This is a genomic window from Pyrodictium delaneyi (assembly GCF_001412615.1).
Classification (GTDB): Archaea; Thermoproteota; Thermoprotei_A; order Sulfolobales; family Pyrodictiaceae; genus Pyrodictium; species Pyrodictium delaneyi.
The window spans coordinates 1,821,678-1,838,454 of record NZ_CP013011.1 but is presented as its reverse complement, the minus strand read 5'-3'; the positions used below and the strand labels follow the sequence as shown (position 1 = coordinate 1,838,454).

The 16,777-nt window shown below is 58.4% G+C and carries 22 protein-coding genes and 1 tRNA gene; 13 read left to right on the top strand and 10 right to left on the bottom strand.

The genetic code is table 11. The annotated features are described in order from the left end of the window. Positions 1–145 precede the first annotated feature (145 nt). Positions 146–496, top strand: a complete 351-nt coding sequence (locus Pyrde_RS09255) for a hypothetical protein (protein WP_055410162.1) — start codon at positions 146–148, stop codon at positions 494–496. 89 nt (positions 497–585) lie between these two features. Here the strand turns inward: Pyrde_RS09255 and Pyrde_RS09250 are convergent. Further along, a tRNA-Leu gene (locus tag Pyrde_RS09250) sits at positions 586–673 on the bottom strand. On the opposite strand from Pyrde_RS09250, the gene Pyrde_RS09245 reads away from it, so the two are divergent. Together Pyrde_RS09245 and Pyrde_RS09240 are read left to right on the top strand one after the other, a co-directional pair. After that, entirely contained in the window at positions 635–1,474 is an 840-nt protein-coding gene (locus Pyrde_RS09245) for a hypothetical protein (RefSeq protein ID WP_231656734.1), read from the top strand. The two genes, Pyrde_RS09250 and Pyrde_RS09245, sit on opposite strands and share 39 nt — an antisense overlap. A 294-nt stretch (positions 1,475–1,768) precedes the next feature. After that, positions 1,769–2,221, top strand: a complete 453-nt coding sequence (locus Pyrde_RS09240) for a hypothetical protein (RefSeq protein WP_055410161.1) — start codon at positions 1,769–1,771, stop codon at positions 2,219–2,221. 344 nt (positions 2,222–2,565) lie between these two features. On the opposite strand, the gene arcC is transcribed toward Pyrde_RS09240, so the two are convergent. Further along, positions 2,566–3,522: a carbamate kinase gene (gene arcC / locus Pyrde_RS09235; protein ID WP_055410159.1), complete on the bottom strand. Its 957-nt coding sequence runs from the start codon at positions 3,520–3,522 to the stop codon at positions 2,566–2,568. 321 nt (positions 3,523–3,843) lie between these two features. Between arcC and Pyrde_RS10880 the strand changes: the two genes are divergently transcribed. Continuing rightward, on the top strand, positions 3,844–3,999 hold the full coding sequence (locus Pyrde_RS10880; RefSeq protein WP_180385457.1) for a hypothetical protein: 156 nt from the start codon (positions 3,844–3,846) through the stop codon (positions 3,997–3,999). Between the two features lie 10 nt (positions 4,000–4,009). Continuing rightward, complete coding sequence (locus tag Pyrde_RS09225; protein WP_197272681.1) at positions 4,010–4,825, top strand: DUF2250 domain-containing protein; 816 nt, start codon at positions 4,010–4,012, stop codon at positions 4,823–4,825. A gap of 143 nt (positions 4,826–4,968) precedes the next feature. On the opposite strand, the gene Pyrde_RS09220 is transcribed toward Pyrde_RS09225, so the two are convergent. The 4 genes from Pyrde_RS09220 to Pyrde_RS09205 all read right to left on the bottom strand — a co-directional run bounded on the left by Pyrde_RS09220 (position 4,969) and on the right by Pyrde_RS09205 (position 7,769). After that, positions 4,969–5,775, bottom strand: a complete 807-nt coding sequence (locus tag Pyrde_RS09220; RefSeq protein ID WP_055410157.1) for a sulfite exporter TauE/SafE family protein — start codon at positions 5,773–5,775, stop codon at positions 4,969–4,971. A gap of 158 nt (positions 5,776–5,933) precedes the next feature. Continuing rightward, positions 5,934–6,446, bottom strand: a complete 513-nt coding sequence (locus Pyrde_RS09215) for a YbhB/YbcL family Raf kinase inhibitor-like protein (protein WP_055410155.1) — start codon at positions 6,444–6,446, stop codon at positions 5,934–5,936. 223 nt (positions 6,447–6,669) lie between these two features. Beyond that, positions 6,670–7,149 carry a hypothetical protein gene (locus Pyrde_RS09210; RefSeq protein ID WP_055410152.1) on the bottom strand — a complete coding sequence of 160 codons (480 nt, stop codon included), beginning with the start codon at positions 7,147–7,149 and terminating at the stop codon, positions 6,670–6,672. A 95-nt stretch (positions 7,150–7,244) separates the two neighbouring features. Further along, a complete protein-coding gene (locus tag Pyrde_RS09205) occupies positions 7,245–7,769 on the bottom strand; it encodes a MogA/MoaB family molybdenum cofactor biosynthesis protein (RefSeq protein WP_055410150.1) in 525 nt (174 codons plus the stop codon). 140 nt (positions 7,770–7,909) lie between these two features. Here Pyrde_RS09205 and Pyrde_RS09200 point away from each other — a divergent pair, with 140 nt between their 5' ends. The 3 genes from Pyrde_RS09200 (at position 7,910) to Pyrde_RS09190 (ending at position 10,641) form a co-directional block, all read left to right on the top strand. Then, entirely contained in the window at positions 7,910–9,256 is a 1,347-nt protein-coding gene (locus tag Pyrde_RS09200) for an amidohydrolase (protein WP_055410148.1), read from the top strand. A gap of 123 nt (positions 9,257–9,379) precedes the next feature. Next, entirely contained in the window at positions 9,380–10,126 is a 747-nt protein-coding gene (locus Pyrde_RS09195; RefSeq protein ID WP_055410146.1) for an ABC transporter ATP-binding protein, read from the top strand. Positions 10,127–10,152: 26 nt separating this feature from the next. Beyond that, a complete protein-coding gene (locus tag Pyrde_RS09190; RefSeq protein WP_055410144.1) occupies positions 10,153–10,641 on the top strand; it encodes a hypothetical protein in 489 nt (162 codons plus the stop codon). Positions 10,642–10,711: 70 nt separating this feature from the next. On the opposite strand, the gene Pyrde_RS10485 is transcribed toward Pyrde_RS09190, so the two are convergent. From Pyrde_RS10485 to Pyrde_RS09175, 3 genes are all read right to left on the bottom strand, one after another. After that, complete coding sequence (locus Pyrde_RS10485) at positions 10,712–11,143, bottom strand: type II toxin-antitoxin system VapC family toxin (protein ID WP_156328047.1); 432 nt, start codon at positions 11,141–11,143, stop codon at positions 10,712–10,714. Continuing rightward, positions 11,130–11,387 (bottom strand): hypothetical protein, encoded by a 258-nt coding sequence (locus tag Pyrde_RS09180; RefSeq protein ID WP_055410142.1) that lies wholly within the window; start codon positions 11,385–11,387, stop codon positions 11,130–11,132. The genes Pyrde_RS10485 and Pyrde_RS09180 overlap by 14 nt, the downstream gene beginning before the upstream one ends. A gap of 180 nt (positions 11,388–11,567) precedes the next feature. Then, complete coding sequence (locus Pyrde_RS09175; RefSeq protein WP_156328046.1) at positions 11,568–12,212, bottom strand: biotin transporter BioY; 645 nt, start codon at positions 12,210–12,212, stop codon at positions 11,568–11,570. Positions 12,213–12,307: 95 nt separating this feature from the next. Here Pyrde_RS09175 and Pyrde_RS09170 point away from each other — a divergent pair, with 95 nt between their 5' ends. Then, positions 12,308–13,294 carry an eIF2B alpha/beta/delta subunit family protein gene (locus Pyrde_RS09170; RefSeq protein ID WP_231656733.1) on the top strand — a complete coding sequence of 329 codons (987 nt, stop codon included), beginning with the start codon at positions 12,308–12,310 and terminating at the stop codon, positions 13,292–13,294. Between the two features lie 26 nt (positions 13,295–13,320). Then, positions 13,321–14,298 (top strand): ribose 1,5-bisphosphate isomerase, encoded by a 978-nt coding sequence (locus Pyrde_RS09165; RefSeq protein WP_231656732.1) that lies wholly within the window; start codon positions 13,321–13,323, stop codon positions 14,296–14,298. Between the two features lie 46 nt (positions 14,299–14,344). Here the strand turns inward: Pyrde_RS09165 and Pyrde_RS09160 are convergent, their stop codons facing one another. Further along, positions 14,345–14,752 carry a hypothetical protein gene (locus Pyrde_RS09160; RefSeq protein WP_055410136.1) on the bottom strand — a complete coding sequence of 136 codons (408 nt, stop codon included), beginning with the start codon at positions 14,750–14,752 and terminating at the stop codon, positions 14,345–14,347. A gap of 234 nt (positions 14,753–14,986) precedes the next feature. Here Pyrde_RS09160 and Pyrde_RS09155 point away from each other — a divergent pair, with 234 nt between their 5' ends. The 3 genes from Pyrde_RS09155 to Pyrde_RS09145 are packed head-to-tail and all read left to right on the top strand — an operon-like array spanning position 14,987 to position 16,590. Beyond that, positions 14,987–15,415: an MFS transporter gene (locus Pyrde_RS09155; RefSeq protein WP_088171862.1), complete on the top strand. Its 429-nt coding sequence runs from the start codon at positions 14,987–14,989 to the stop codon at positions 15,413–15,415. A gap of 5 nt (positions 15,416–15,420) precedes the next feature. Next, positions 15,421–16,062 (top strand): hypothetical protein, encoded by a 642-nt coding sequence (locus Pyrde_RS09150; RefSeq protein ID WP_156328045.1) that lies wholly within the window; start codon positions 15,421–15,423, stop codon positions 16,060–16,062. A gap of 27 nt (positions 16,063–16,089) precedes the next feature. Further along, positions 16,090–16,590: a GIY-YIG nuclease family protein gene (locus tag Pyrde_RS09145; RefSeq protein ID WP_055410130.1), complete on the top strand. Its 501-nt coding sequence runs from the start codon at positions 16,090–16,092 to the stop codon at positions 16,588–16,590. The last annotated feature ends 187 nt before the right edge of the window (positions 16,591–16,777 follow it).

Here is a 16,777-nt window from a genome sequence, read left to right as displayed (position 1 = left end):
GGGCTATAAATATACCGGCACCAATAAAATCAACAAGACAGATAGTAATCGCCAACATAGCCAAACCAAACAAGAGAAAACCCAGACATCTAGCCCGACAACATATAATCAATCTAAGCAAATAATATGAGGTTCGGGCCGTCCATTGCACATTCTAGAACTCCTATGGCTAAGCTTCCGGATAACCAATATACCTAGCATCAATCAAAGCATTATACACACTGCTAAAACGGCTACCTATGCCAAGACCCTTCTTCTCTCCTCAACATTTTTCGGCCTAGGGTCTGGTCTACTAAGTACACATCTATGGCCCGAGGAGTCAATAATCTATCTAGACCTACCAGGCATACTGCTCGGAGACATTATACGCGTACATCTATACCACATAATGCCGTTTATCAGTACATCCTTGGTCTTCGTGGCATCCTCAACACTAGTCTGGCTCCTAATAGGGCTTGCAGCAGAGAAGCTCGCCAACATTGTCAAACGAAGTTAGAGCAATGCAACAAGACATGTAACACAAGACAGGTCCAAGGTCGTGCTAGCGTAATTGCAAGGTATGTAGGAACTCGGAGAGGAGGAATGTGGTGCGGGGGGTGGGATTTGAACCCACGCCGGCCTACGCCAGCGGGTCTTGAGCCCGCCCCCTTCGACCTGGCTCGGGCACCCCCGCGTCCACTTGGGCGGCGGCCGAAGGGGGCTGGAGCCGGAAAACCCTCGGGTGCCCCGTGGCTTCTGGACTAGCTGTCTCCGGGGCTATAAGGCTTCAACCATAGTGGTTCTGCTTAACGGGGTGGCTCTGGCCCTGCCTCGTCCAGAGGATCTTGTCAGGATGGCTGGTTTGGGGCGTTTCCAGGTCATGGCGTTGCTGCAGGCTGCCCGCTACTACAAGTTGAAGGGTGACCTGGAGAGGGCGAAGAGCTGGGGCCTCAACCGCGCCATATTCTATGCATGGGCCAAGTACTACGGGCCTCGTGGCTGGAGGAGGGCTGCCAGGCTCGACGAGCTCCTACGCCGCGGCGCCCATGTGGCGCGGGAGGGGAGACGCTGCCCTGAGGGCATGGTTGAGGAGCTGGGCGAGTGCGTCGTGGTTGGGAGGAGGGGCTGGTACGCCCTGGGCGGGGAGGAGCAGACCCCTAGGGATTTCGACCGCGAAGTGACGCTGAGGGTCTCCAAGCTCATACCGTGGGAGCAGGCTTGGAAGGCTGCGCTGGAGTATGTCTCGTTGTTCCCGGAGTGGGTGCTCCGGGATCCTCAGAGGTTCTATAAGCTGGTCTACGAGCCGGTGAGGGACACGTTCTTCCTGTCACTGCTCCGGGGCGAAAAGCCGCGGCCCCCGAGAAGTATACTCGAGCGGCTCGAGAGCCTCGAGAGGATGGCCGGGAAAGCAGGGAAACAGACCGGGCTCGATGCATTCATGAAGACCGAGGCTATGAATAAGAAGCGAGACGATAGGGGTGTAGAGAACAGCTAAGGCGGGTATATGGCCTAGCGGAGCCAGGGGCACAGCAGCCCAGTGGGCACTGCTGGGCTAAGCCCAAGGAAGCCCAGCAGCTAATCCCGTGGCAACGAGGGTAACACCCATAACGCCGCCCCGGGAGAGGTGGCCGGTCCCAATCACTCCCTGGCTCACCGAGTCCCGGGGACGCGTGTTACCGGGGTGTTAGCAGCCCAGAGGCCTTCTCGCCCCAGGCATGGCTGTAATAGTTTACTCGGAGTAGGCTCGAGGAGCCAAATTTAGTAGAATACCAGGGAGGTGATCACCAGGATGGCGGCTGAGGCTCTCGCCCTAGGCGTAGGAAGAAGCGGCAGCGTCCAGGCGCTTATAGAGCCGGAGCCAGGCGTCGTCGAGAAGCCCGACCGGGAGCTGGAAGAGCTACGCGGGAAGGTAGAACATGTGGAGGAGGAGCTGGCCGAGCTGGGGGCTGCTGTGAAGAGCGTACAGAGCCAGGTCGAAGGCTATGCTGCAGTGCTAAGTCTCTACGAGCAACGCGTCTCCAAGCTGGAGGCCTTCCACCAGGCAGCCTCTATGATAGGCGGCTGGAAGGCACAGACATGCCTCCACAGTCGTAATGGTGTCTGTGGGCTGTGGAGACTCAGCAGAGAAGCAACAGAGCAGCTCCACGGCATAGCAGTCGAGGACGAGGCAGGCGTTTACAGGGTGCGGGTCGCCGAGGCACCCTGGTTCTGTGGTCTCTGTCCGCTATACCAGCGGGCCTAGCCCCCGTAGGAGTTATGTGCACGGCTGCCTAGCGGCAGGATTACGGCCTCCGGTGTACCACCTCTAAAGCATGTAACTTAATGCCTACTCGTCGATATCGTCGTGCTCAGGGGCTAGAAGCCTAGACATATGCTGCTGAAGCGTTCACGGGCTACGAGTAAGACGATATGATGTGCATATAGGCGCAGTCACGCGGAATCTACCCGCCCTCGTGGCGGTCTCAGGCTTTCTACTAAGAGGTTCATGGAGTTCGCGACTATATTCATCGTAGTGTTCCTCGCGCAGGTGGCGATGAGGCTGCTCTTCCATAAGCGTGCGGGGAAGACCCCGGAGCAGTAGATGGCCTAGCCGGGCACTATTACTGTGCCTTTCTTCCCCTCGGCTATGAGGGCCGCGTCCTCTAGCCGGCCTATAGCGGCATAGCAATCCGTGCAGCCAGCCCTTGCACGCGCTTCTACAAACTCTACAGCCGCCTCCACTTTAGGACCCATGCTGCCCGGTGGAAACTGTCCCTCGGCTATGAGGCGCCGGGCTTCGCTAGCTGTCAGCTTCTCTAGGGGTTTTTGGCCTGGCTTGCCATAGTCAATGTAGACGTATGGTACGTCGGTGAGTATGAGGAGCGCATATGCCTCAAGGGTCCGGGCTAGCAGGCTTGAGGCATAGTCCTTATCCACGACCGCCTCTAGGCCGTGGAGCCAGTTGTTGCTCTGTACTACGGGCACACCGCCGCCTCCAGCAGCTATCACCACGTAGCCGGCTCCGAGCAACGCCTTGACAGCCTCCAGCTCTACCACCATGGCGGGCCGCGGGCTGGGGACTACGCGACGGTAACCACCCCGGGGATCTTGCTTGAACACCCAGCCCGTCTCCACGGCGAGGCGCTCGGCCTCGTCACGGGTGTAGTAGGGGCCTATGGGCTTGCTCGGCTCCCGGAACGCTGGGTCATCGCGGCGCACAAGCACCTGGGTAACGATGGCAGCTACACGGCGGGGTAGGCCGCGCTCCTTCAGCGCATTACCTATGGCCTGTTGAAGCATGTAGCCTAACCAGCCCTGCGTCATAGCCACAGCCACATCCATAGAAAGCGGCTCTGAGGAGCCACGAGAAGCCTTGTACATCCACTCTAGAAGCATACCCACTTGCGGGCCATTACCGTGAGTCACTACCACTCTATACCCTCTCTCGACGAGCTCTGCCACAGCCTCAGCAGCTATCCTCACGTTGCGCCATTGACTGCTAAGCCTTTCTCCCTTTCTCGCAAATGCATTACCCCCAAGGGCTACTACGACTAGCCTGTCCATAAACTCGACACACCTGACATACTAAGCTACGTTCAACAGCACACTATTATTGATACACTAGATTTATGGCAGTAACCTCTGCCATTGGTAAGAAACAACCACTACGGAAAGAGGAGGGTTTAAAGGAAGGCGGTCAAGACGTACTAGGCAAATAGAGCATGCAATACGATAACTAGCGACAATGAGAACTCATGAACCCGCAGTAGCGTAGAGGTATAATATAAGTGAAAAACAGACAGAAGGTATTGCAACAACTATGCATCAAGCGTTTCCAGCGCAGATACATAACTGTAGTAAATGGTGAAGCTGGGTGTTAACAATATGAAGTGGCAGCTTGACGAGCTCAGTATAAAGATACTCCTACATCTATATACATACGGTCCTGACACGCCTAGTCTATTAAGCAGGAGACTTCTCGGCGAGAGGACAAACATTGATGTATCTGTGGTGGAACAGACATTAGCAGAATCTTGTTAGTAAAGGACTTGTGAGAAGAATACAAGGAAAAACAGTACCAAAGAATACTGCGACGTCGAGCGTAAAGCCTTGGATCAAAGTTAGGGCGAAGTCAAACGAAGTCCGAAGACACGGGCAATACTATGAACTAACTAAGGAGGGAAAAAGAGTAACCAAAGAAATCAAGAACCTACTAGAAGAAATAGCAGGCAAGTGTAGCGATAAAGGACATAAGATAGCCATGTTGTCGGCACTAAAACCCCTACACGTTTACATCCTCTTCCATCTAAGGAAGGCGTGTTCTGACTACGCGAAGTCAATTGCAAGGGTGTTGAGGATGCCCATTGAAGATATCGTACTAGCGCTTGACCACTTAGAACAGCTAGGACTAGTAGAGAGGGTACACGGTTCAGCTATCAAACGTACAGAGGCTAAACTCAAGCTGAGTTACGGGGTAAGAAAACACCATACATACTACAAGTTGTCAAGAGAAGGAGAAATGATCCTAAGAAGTATGAAACAACGTAACTTATTTGAGAAATATTTAACATTATTAACCGGGTGTAGTAAGGCTGGCAAGCTGCTGTTACTGCTCAGGGAGGCAGGACACGAACATGTGGTAACTATTGCACGTATACTGTCGATGAAAGTTGATGAGACGCAGTGTCTAATAGATAAGCTTATAGAGTTGGGACTTATAGCTGAGACCAAGCCTAAGGTATTGAAGATGAAGCATAGAAAGGCTAAGCCTAAGAAAGAGACTAGATGCTTACATAAGTATTATAGGCTTACTAGGTTAGGTGAATTAATTACACGTTATATGCGTGAAAATAAGTTAATAAACTAGATCTGGAAAGAGTAGTCATAGTTTAACATTATGTAAGGTCAAACTTAGGCACATCCTTTTAAGTGTCTTGGTGAAATCTTAGAAACAATTATTTTAGAAATCGTTTAATAATATACTTTATACTGAACATGATTTTTCAAACTCTACTGGTATAGTACTGCGTGAATATTTGTAACAATCATGTATACAGCTACGAATATTAGCAGTATAGAGAACGCCATTCTTAACGTTTTGCCTGGAACCTTTGCGGCTAAACTAGAGCCGAAGATTCCGCCAATAGATCCGCCTAGAGTAAAGAGAGCTGTCACAAATGGATCCATTGGCCTTCCCTGTGCATAATAGCTTACTAGCCCGGCGACACCGTTGACGAATATTATGAACAGAGATGTTCCTATGGCCTCACGCATCTCTAGACCTGCACCGCACACGAGAGCCGGGACTATCAAGAACCCGCCGCCGGCGCCAAAGAATCCTGAGGCTACACCCGTGATAAATCCTAGCAGGAGTATACGTCCATAGTCTATACGGCTTGCCCGGCTAGGCGCTGTCGTGTATGCTTCGTTGTTTATCTCTGCGTTGCTTCTCAGCAGCATCCTGGCCGCTATAGCTATCATGAGGAGGGCAAAGAGCACTAGGAGCAGTGGGCCCTCAACGTAGCTATTGAGGTAACTGCCCAGGTAGACGCCAGCAAGCGAGGCGGCAGCCATGACAAGCCCTATTCTGTAGACCACGTAGCCTTGACGCATGTATCGTACCGAGCTTATGAGAGAGATGACGCCAACCGCTACAAGAGATGCCCCTACAGCGTGGTGTGGACTCAACCCGACAATGTAGACCAATAGTGGAACGCCAAGCGCTGAGCCACCGCCGCCTGTTAGCCCGAGCGAGAAACCAGCTACGAGCCCACCAAGAGAGCCAGAATGGTGTCCAAGCTGGCTGGCCGCCTCCACGCTGCTCTGCCTGCTGCCTTGCCGGTAAACACTTCTCGGCTACCTATGGCTGCGCCGCGTCATGCCCTCTAGGTGTCGGTGGCACAGGGTCGGCTGTGACTATGCTGAAATGCTGTAGTTCATTGTCCATGTGTGGCGGAGAGGCTCTTTACAGGCAGCTATCTAGAGTAGGTGCCGGTTAGCACAGCGTAGCCTATGACATGGCCCTTGATGTGTTCGAGTACATCGTCTGCCCGGGCTCCGGGCTCTAGACCGAGAGTCTCTATATCGAGCGCGTGGAGGGCGAACACGTAGCGGTGCGGACGGTCTCCATGGGGCGGACATGGCCCGCCGTAGCCGAGCTTGCCGAAGTCGTTGCGGCCCTGGAGCCCGAGGCCCTCGACGACCGGGTCCCTGGGAACACCCTCCGGGAGCGCGGCTAGTTCGCGGGGAATGTCGTAGATGACCCAGTGTATGAAGGTGCCCCGGGGCGCATCGGGATCATAGACTATGAGGGCGTAGCTAGCTGTAGAGGCAGGGGCTCCGCTCCACTCAAGAGGCGGCGAGACGTCCTCCCCGTCGCAAGTATAACGTTGAGGTATTCTCTCGCCGTCGTTGAAGGCGGGCGAGATGAGGGTGAACTGAGGGCCATTTCTCACCAGGTAGTCCCGGTGACGGCGGAATAGGATCATGGAGCAGCTCCTCCCTCTCCTAGCAGGGCATGTGGCCTAGATAAAGCTCTATCGTGTAGAATTCCCTAGAAGGGAGTAGTAGCCGGCAACAAAAGTGTCCCTAGGAGCCCCGAGGCCGGAGTAAGAGTCATGGGCGTAGACCGCAGTATGGGTAACGGCTACTAGGAGCCGAGAGGAATAATGTGAAGCCTATGAAGTAATGCTTTTGGACTGGTAATTGTTGTTACATGATGTACCCTGTCTCGGCTAGAGTGGTGTCCTTCTCCTCCGATGCTTCTAGGATGAAGGCTACGCGGCCACCAATGTAGAACCGGGCGTAGACCCGGGGTGGCTCGCTACCCGCGAGCTCCTCTAGGACTCCGCAGCGGTTGAGCCCGCGGAGCCCCAGTTCGACTATGAAGCCCTCGCCCTGGTACCAGCCGAGCACGAGGTCGACCCTGCCGCGGGCTGCTGGTGCTGGGAGCTTCTCGAAGCCCCGGTACTGCATCTCCCGGTCTGCTGCCTCCTCTAGTTTGTCCACGAAGTCTAGGAACTCGTGGCTGCACGTGTTGAGCCTGGCGAGCTTCGCGTACTCGTGGCCCACCATCAACTGTAGTCTCCGGAGTACGTGCTGTATGGCCGCTACAGGGCCTGAAGCTACAGCACTATTTCCCGGGCCGAGGCCTTGTTGCGTCTGTGTTGTCTGTGACTGTACTACTGGCATAGCTATCCTAGCCCCAGGTGTCTCAGCTATAGAGTGGGGCTGGCCTCCAATAAACCATTCCCCGGCGAGACTCCATGGGACCCGGGAGGCCGGAGCTAATGTCTACATGTCTTCCCGTGGTTGTGGGTGTGGTGCTTGTGGTGCTCGTGGCGGTGTCCGCGGAGCTGGTGAAGCGCATGATCCACGACCTCTAGCAGCAGTTCTGCCATTAGCCGCGCAGCCCCTGGGTTACCGGGGCTCACCGCTAGCAGGCGGTCGCGGAAGCTACAGGCGAGCGCGCGGCTAAGCACGGCGTTCGCCACACCCTCCTCTAGGCTGCGGCGGCGGAACTCCTCCCCCACGCCGGGTAGCACCCGGTCACAGATCCTCGAGACCAGGTCGGCCGAGATGTCGCGGGGATTAGGCCCCGTGCCGCCAGTGACGAGCACTACCTCTGCGCCCTCATGCAGCGCCGCCGCGATGTGGTAGAGTATCTCGACAGGGTCGTTCCCCGCGATAGCGGTGTAGACTAGCTCGTGGCCGTGCTCCCCGAGGAGTCTCCTCAGCATGGGGGTCGTTTCGTCCTGCTCCGGGTGCTCCTTGACCCGGTCGCTCGTGACGACTAGGCCCCAGCGAGCCATACCCGGGGATACACCTCCAGTAGAGGAGCAGGCTAGGGAAGGAAAAGGGTGCCCCGCCGCACGGGACAGGATTATCCCAGCGTCAAGGCTGGTTAATAACCCGGGGCGCCCCTGGAGACCCTGGACATAAGTGCATAGCCTTGGGCGGGGAGCCGCTCCTACTACGATGCCGCCTACTACTCCCCTGCGCGGGGTGCAGCCCCCTCCGCGACACTATCGTCTACGCCGAGGACGGCAGGATACTGTACATCGGCGACCGGCCCCCGAGCGGCGCCAAGTCCGGGATAGTCATTGATTGTCCACGCTACGGTGTCGCGCTGCCCTGCTTCTACAATGCGCACACCCACGTGGCTATGACGCTGCTCCGCGGCTTTCACGACGACAGCGAGCTACACGAGTGGCTCGCAAGGATGTGGTTCGTGGAGAAGCGGCTCACGCCGGAGACCATCTACCACGCGTCGAGGCTAGCAGTCATCGAGATGATCTCGACGGGTACCTGTGGCTTCATAGACATGTACTTCGAGCCCGAGGCCACGGCCAAGGCTGCCCGGGAGCACGGTGTACGCGCACGGCTAGGCCCCGTGATAATGGGCGACGTGGACCCCTACCGGGCGGTGGAGGAGGCCAGGCGGTTCGCCCGGAGCCTAGAAGGCGACCCCCTCCTCGGGGGCGTGATCAACGTCCACAGCGTCTACGCGGCGCCCCTCGAGGCCGTCGCGGAGGGCTACCGGGCCGCAGAGGAGCTGGGGGTGCCCTTCCACATACACGTCTCCGAGACCAGGAGAGAGGTCTACGAGGCCCGGAAGAAGCACGGAAAGTTCCCCGTCGAGCTCCTAGAGAGCCTGGGCGCCCTCGGGCCCCGCTCGGTACTAGTCCACGCCGGGTGGATAGCGAGCTGGGAGCTAGACGCCGTCCGCCGGGCCAGGGCCACCCTAGTACACTGCCCTACAAGCAACATGAAGCTGGCCACAGCTGGCCATTTCCCCCTATACGAGGCAATGGAAAAGGGGATAAACGTCGCCCTCGGCACCGACGGGCCAGCCTCAAACAACAGCCTGGACATGCTGAGGGAGGCCAAGACGGGGCTGCTACTGCAGAGGCACAGCTACTGGGACACACGGGTCAAGGCCAGCCATCTCCTAGAAGCAGCGACCCGGGGAGGAGCCCGCGCCATGGGCCTAGACCGCGGAGGAGCCATCGAGCCCGGAGCCCCCGCGGACATCACCGTGCTGGACCTCTCCAGGCCCTGGAGCCTCCCCCTCCGCCCAGACAACCTCGCCTCAGCCATACTATACGCCGCAACCGGGGGCGACACGCTATACACCATAGTAGCCGGCAACCCGGTCTACACACCCGAGAACCGGGCCAGGCTCTGGAGCCTCGCAGAACAGAGCGCCCAAGAGCTAAACAGGTTCCTAGAAGACATAGGCCCAGGGAGAGACCCCACACCACCATGCAGCCCACGAAACGCGTGCAAACCAGGCTAGACAGGGTATGGAGCTCCGCGTCAGCAGTAGCCCAACCCCTACGGTATAATTCACTATGCACAGTGTATATCAAACGGTGCTCGGTAGCGTTCTCCCTGCTCTAGCCCCCGGGGGCCGAGGCTAGTGGAGGGGATAACAGTCCAAGGCCTCACAAAGAGGTACGGGGAGGTCGTAGCACTCGACTCGGTAAGCTTCTCCATAGGCAGAGGCAGCATCCTAGGGACAATCGGCCCCAATGGGGCCGGTAAGACAACACTCATCAGGATACTCAGCTGCCTACTCCGGCCCGACAGCGGCTACGCTACGATCCATGGCCACCGGATCCCGCCGTGCCGCGATAGCGTGAAGAGGCTCTTCGCGCTCCTACCCCAGGAGGCAAGGGCACACTTCTATACACTAACGCCCCTCGAGTACATATACCACTATCTCCGCATGAGGGGCTACCCGAGAGAGGAGGCAAGAGCCCGGGCCAGGGAGGCGGTCGAGGAGTTCGGGATACACTACCATGATAGGATGGTGTTGACGCTCTCCGGCGGGATGGTCAGGAAGATGCTCCTCGCCATGGTTCTCTCGGCTGACGTCCCTGTCTACTACCTAGACGAGCCGACCGTAGGCCTGGATGTCGAGAACAGGCTGAAGCTCTGGGACATACTAAGGAGGAGGGCCAAAGCAGGCTCCACCATACTGGTGACGAGCCACTATCTGAACGAGATATCCAGTATCTGCGACAAGGTACTCCTAATCAAGGATGGCCGGGTCGCCGCGTTTGGGGAGCCTGAGGAGCTTGGGCGGCGCTATCTCTCCGGCTTCTACTCGAAGATAGTAGTGCTGGGCGAGTACTCGAGCAGCGAGCACATGGTGAGGAGGTAGCTGACCTCCCAATAGAGCTTGTCGGGATGAAGACACGGTCCCGGTTCTACGACATATTCATGTCGCTGCCCGGGAGCACGGCCAAGAAGATGCTCGGAGTAACCCTGGGCATGAGCCTGCCCGCAGCACCCTACCTAGTCCTCCTCGCAGCACTACTGGTGCTACAGAACGGTGCCAGCCGCCTCCCCTACATAGTGCTGGGCACGGTGAGCCTATGGGCCTGGGCATCCACGCTCGGGATGTATATCGGCGTCAAGAGCAAGGAGCCCCTAACAGTCATGAGGCTCGGCAACATACTGCTAGTAGCAACGACAGTGTTCCCTCCCGTCTACTACCCCGTAACGCTACTACCCGAGGGCACTAGGATACTGGCATTCCTTCTCCCAACAGTAGCTGCGTCACACCTCATAGCTTACGGGCCAGCCATGTACGCATCCGTAGCTACTGCATCACTGCTCGCATGGCTAGCAGTATGCGTCCTCATACTCACGTCTATAGAGTTTGTGGAGGAATAGGGTGCAACACTAATGGTACTGGAGTTTACATCGCGCTGAGCGTCTACGAGGCTTAATCCGCGCGGCGGGTCTAGGGCACTACTTTCAGCCAGGGTACCCTCTTGAAATCCTCGTCGAATGTCGCGATTACGTCTATCCTATGATGCCTGCATGTTAGGGCTATCATCGCGTCTGCTGGCAGGAGTCGATAACTTCTAGCCGTTTCCAGGACTAGCTTTGGATCCGTTACATCTGGTAGCACTGCTATTTCTAGCTGTTCGAAGGCAGTGATGATCTTATCCATTATCTCGTCTGGATATCCTCTCGCCTTTACGTACCTCCTCAGCGCGTGCCCTCTCTTGCCTGTTACCTTCGCAAGGGCGATATATATGAACTCGTTGAGGACTGTAGTTGTGATCGCGAAATCCTCATGAGCGTAGCTTTTAAGGATGTTCCTGGCTTTCTCTGTGAGCTCGGTCTTGAACATGTAGTTGTAGAGAATGTTCGTATCAAGGCATATCACTAGTCCATACCTCCTCTTCGAGTTCTCTTAGTTCTGCTACAGAGGCTTCGCCGAGTATTCCGGCTAGCCTCTCTATTCTCCTCCTTCTTTCCTCGGCCTCTCTGGGGCCCCTCCTGGCCCTTTCTAGCACAACCCGGCGGCCCTCCCTCCTCACTACTAGCCTCTCGCCGGGTTCTAGCCCCAGCTCCTGGGCTGCCTCCTCGCTCAGGATAATGGTGCGCCTATCCTTTACGATAGCCTCCACAGCCCGGCACCACATAATGGGTCTTTGTCTCGCCGGGGGTTTAACCCTGCCCTGACTGCTTCCCGTGAGCTCTTGTGGTGCAGCCCGATCCTGGTAGCGTTAGGGCGTTCCTTGGGCCCGCTTGCTACCGGGCATAATGTATGCTATCCTCGGCGGTAGTATAGCGGTCCCAGCCTCTCTTTATTGCTGTGTCTTGTATATGTGTTTTAGGAGCTTGTGCGAAGCCTGGGCCGCCACAGCCGCCTTGAGGACGTCCCAGGGTATGAAGACTAGTACGCCGCTCCATAGCGCGGCCCGTAGCGCCTCCGCGGCTGCCAGCCCCTTGACGGCTGCTAGCCATGCTGCTAGCCATAGGGCTCCGGGGAGGTAGACTAGTGGCAGTACTAGGAGGGCGCCTCGTAGGAGGCCCCGGCGGGTGGAGGGGCGCGATAGCCTGCCGGCTACGGCTGCTGCTAGGAGGAAGCCTAGGAGGTAGCCGAAGCTGGGCGAGGCGATGTAGCCGGGGCCGCTGCCCATGGCGAATACCGGCGCCCCTAGGAGGCCCGCGGCGATGTAGGCTGCTACGGTCCTCCATGCCCGTGGGCCGAGGAGCGTTATGACTAGCGTCAGTGCCAGGGTCTGGAGGGTGAACGGCACGGGGATGCCGGGCAGTGTGAAGGACGTGCGAGCTGAGACGGCCAGAAGCCCAACTCCTGCCACGGTCTCTGCGAGGGATAGTAGGAGGGCCCGGCCGGGCCGCAGCATGAGGCCCTCTACGCGTACTAGGTCGTCCTCGAGGCGGCCTCCCGACACCGCCGCTGCTGCCCTGGCTAGCAGGCTCGCCACTGCCCCTGGCACCCCCTGCGCCGGGCTCTCCTGCTGCCTGGGCGTTAGGTTAAGTAGCCCTCCCGTGCCCCATGTCTAATAGGGATGTGCTCGCCTTGGCTGAGGAGTCTAGAGAGGACCGGGGCGAGGTTCTCGGCCTTTACAGGCTAGGAGCGACTGAGGCTGCCGAGGAGACTCTCCAGAGGTTCAGCCGCCTGGTCTCCGAGGCGCGGGACGTCTGGGGGCTCTTGGAGGCGCTAGACTTCCTGGAGGCGCGTATCGCGGCACGGCCCTTCTCGGCGCCGCTGGTGAACACGGCGCGGGAGCTATTGGGGATGATCGCGGCCGAGGACTATAGCGGGCTAAGCGAGGTCCAGGAGAGGATCCAGAGCTATGTGGGCGAAGTGTTGGCCCGGGTCGTGGAGGAGACCGAGGCGGCTGCAGAGATTGCTGCCCGGAGGCTAGAGGACGGCGACGTGGTGCTCACGCAGAGCTATAGCCGGAGCGTGGTCCGGGCCCTGGAGAAGGCGGCCGCTATGGGGAAGAGGATCCAGGTGATAGTAGCCGAGTCCAGGCCCCTCCTCGACGGAATCGAGACGGCGAAGGCGCTGGCCCGGATGGGGCTAGATGTGACGCTGATAGTAGACTCGGCTATGAGGTTTATGGCCCGGGACGCGACCAAGGCCCTGATAGGTGCTGACGCCGTCACAGCAGACGGCACTGTTATCGCGCGGACGGGAGCCGGGCTGCTAGCGCTAGCCGCTGGCGAGGCGCGTGTACGCCTCATCGTTGTCGCGGGGACCTACAAGCTGTACCCGGAGACAGTCTACGGCATGACCATTGAGACGCCGGCGCTCGGCGACGAGATAGTCCCGGATGAGCACAGAGAGCTAGGCGTCGGGGGCTACGCACCCCTCTTCGAGCCAGTGCCACCACACCTTATCGACGCGCTCGCCACGGAGAGAGGCCTCATGGCGCCGGAGGCTGTGCCCCTCCTCATAAGGGAGAAGTATGGAGAATGGCCGCCAAGGCTCGAGCCCATAAGCGAGCTCTTCGCCCGAGCGCGGGAGAAGCTGAAGCAGACCCTCCGTAAACAGGCCTAAGGCACCGCTGCGGGAGGTGCATTGGCGTGACCCTGGTTGTACCCGAGGAGGTTCGGAGAATAGCCGAGGACATCCAGACTATGAAGATACGTGGCGCGGGCCGGATAGCCAGGGCCGCCGCCCGCGCACTAATGATAGCCGCCCAGGAGTACAAGAGTGGAGGCCTCGACGAGTTCCTGGACTACATGGAGCAAGTTGCCCGGCTACTAGTATCGACCCGGCCTACTGCCGTGAGCCTACCCAATGCCGTCAACTACGTGATGAAGGTTCTCCGCGAGAACAGGTTCCAAGACATAGAGGAGGCCCGGAAGGCAGTAATAGAAGCAGCCCAGGGCTTCATAGAGTACTCTGAGCAAGCCGTGAAGAGGATAGGGGAGATAGGCGCCCGGCTCATAAAGACCGGCGACCGCATACTAACACACTGCAATAGCAGCGCAGTAGAATCCATACTGGTGACCGCGTGGCGTAGCGGCAAGCGCTTCCACGTATACGCCACCGAAACACGGCCACGCTTCCAAGGCTACATCACAGCCCGCAACCTAGCCAAAGCCGGTATACCCGTGACCCTTGTACCCGACTCAGCAGTGCTACAGGTTATCGAGGCCAAGAGGATAACCCGGGTCATAGTGGGCGCCGACACGGTAACCGCGAACGGCGCAGTGATAAACAAGATCGGTACCAGCCAGATAGCCCTCGCAGCAAGGCTACACCGTATACCCTTCATAGTAGCCACTGAGACCTACAAGTTCAGCCCCTACACGGTCGTCGGCCAGCCTGTAGAGATAGAAGAGAGACCGCCCGAGGAGGTCCTCGAGAACCCGCCGCCAGGCATAAGGATACGCAACCCGGCCTTCGACGCTACGCCGCCAGAGTACATCGACATGATAGTAACGGAGAGGGGCATCATACCGCCGAAATCAGCCGCGCTAGTCCTCTGGGAGATGTTCCGCCGCAGCCCAGTAGAGATGAGCCAGCTACGGGTAGAGGAGGACACTACCGGGTAGCCGGTGGGAAGAAACAAGATTCACTACTATTGCTAGTAATAAACTGCTAGCCTTCCAGGTATTTCTTGAGCGCCTCTACCAGCTTCTCAGCCAGAGTATTGGGGTCGCTGTATTCCACTATTATCCGGAGACTGGGGTAGCCGGGTAGGCTCGTGTCCAGCTCGTATCCTAGCTCTTCTGCGCCCAGCAGCCCCGCCAGCTTCATGGCGCTGGCTAGTGTACGGCCAGTAGCCTCGTCTAGGGCTTCGCTACTGGAGCCGGGTAGGGGCACGGTTATCACTATGGCGTAGCCTTCGCCGCTCTCGGCCTCGGCTACCTCTACTACTATGTCGTCTAGATGGATGCGGGTGGCCTCGCCCTCGGCTTCGAAGCTCACGCCGCGCTCCTTAAGGAAGCCCTGGATCTTCTTGGCCCACTCGGTTTTGCCCGCGTGGCCGGGTATACCCTCCTCCATGGGCCTCTCCCCGTAGTCTTGTTGCTGTTTTGCTCTCCGGGGTTGTTATGAGCGCTTCGCGGACTAGCTACTGTGCTACACTTTTCTAACCTATTCCTCGTTAGTGATTATTTCAGAGTGTTTTGAGTAGTTCCCTCATGTAGAGGGTTTGTGTGGCCGGCCATTGTATGAAACTAACTAAGGAGGTGAAACATTGAGGGATATGTAGCAGCCCCATGACGGGTGAACGCTGTCTTGCCGCGGCTAGTTAGAAACTTCGTGGCCATTGTAATTGCTAACCTCGTATGGGGTATCGGCTGGGGCTTCACTCCGCTTGTACCACTCTACGCGCTAGAGATAGGTGTGCCTGAAGCCCTTTACGGGCTCGTCTATGGCCTCGGCTTCCTCGTGGCCATGATTTCTGGGCTTCTTGGTGGATTGTTGGCGTCTCGGGGGCCTCGGGCTGCGTGGGTTACGGCTGTGGCGAGCTACGCTGTAGCAGGGGCTGGCCTGCTCGTGATGCTCGTCTGGCGTGGTCTGCCGGGCTTCGTGCTCGGGTACGCTCTATACTCGCTCAACTCTATCGGTTGGCCCCGCTGGCGGCGCTTCTCTCTAGCTCCCGGGCCTCGGCTAGGGCTACTGTGTTTGCCCTGTCTACGAGTGTACGAGTGGGCGCGGCTCTAGGGGGTGTGGTCGCGTACCGTGTCGCGGAGACTGCTGCAGCGGGGCTTTGGGCTGCGTCGTTATTCTTCCTAGCCTCCTCTGTTCCGGCGCTAATGCTGGATACCGGGGGCTTCCGGCCCCAGAGGAGGGGAAGGATAGTCCTCCGGGCCTACAGGGAGGCCCTATTGTATGGGGCGGCCTCGGCCCTGCCCCTTGTGTTTGCGCCGTTCGCGCCGTACTATCTTAGGGCGGCTGGCCTCGACGTCCGGGAGGTCCCGCTCTACTACGTCTCGCTCCATGCTGCAGGGGTGGTGCTGCCGCCATTGCTCGCGCCCTATCCGGTGCTTGTGGCCTTGCTGCTGGCTGCTGCACCTTTGCTAGTCTACACCGGGGTTCACGCCGCCATGCTGCTGGGGCTCGCCTCCCTAAGCCTAGCGGGCGCGCTCGACGAGATACTATACGCCTACGTGAGTAAGGCGAGGCCCAGTGATCCGCTCCTAGCTGGGGCCCTGCAGACTGCGAGAAACCTTGCCAGGGCTCCGGCCTCGTGGCTGGGAGGCGCGTTGTACAGCATAGACCCGGTACTACACGTATCCACGGCAGCCTTGGCTACCGCGTCGATGGCAATACTGCTTAGGCCTAAAGGCCTCCGGCGGCGCGGCTCGTAGCGGTGCAGCATAAAGGGCGCCTAAGCCTTGGACCCGTGTAGCAGCTTACCACGAGGGAAGGGAGTCTACCTGCTTGTCTTCGAGCTCCGAGAGGGCTACCGGGGGCCCGTGGGCCGGAGGCTCTTGGCGAGGCTCGAGCCGGGAGTATACATCTACGTGGGGAGCGCGTGGGGCCCTGGTGGGCTTCGGGCTAGGCTCTGCCGCCACCTCTACGGCCGGCGGGGGAGGATGCACTGGCACATAGACTATCTCGCCGCAGCCCCTGGCTACCGGCCCATAGGCGCTATAGTCGTTCTGAATACTCGTAGGGTTGAGCCGTTCCTCGCCGCCGCTGGACACTCTTCCCGCGTCTTCGAGCCGGTGGAGCCCCGGCTCGGCGGCACCGACGACCCCTATGGGTTTGGCCATCTCTTCCTCTGCCTCGCAGGGGACTGTCTCGCTGCTGCTCTGGGTCTTGCCTCCTCGGTGCCGGGGGCTCTACGGTTCATACGGCCAACCAGGTTGTACACTATTGATAGCACTGGATAGGGGAAGGGTTTAAATTGAAGCGCCTTGATGTAGTCTGAGGCTGGGGCCGTTGATACCTAGTGGTCTCCTAGTGGCCTGCGGAAACAGGCCACCGGAGCCAGACACTTTCGGCGTGCTGTGGTGGACTAGCTGGACCGGCCTCTAGTGCTGGCTCCCCGTCGCGCACCATCTCGGCCCCACCGGGTTT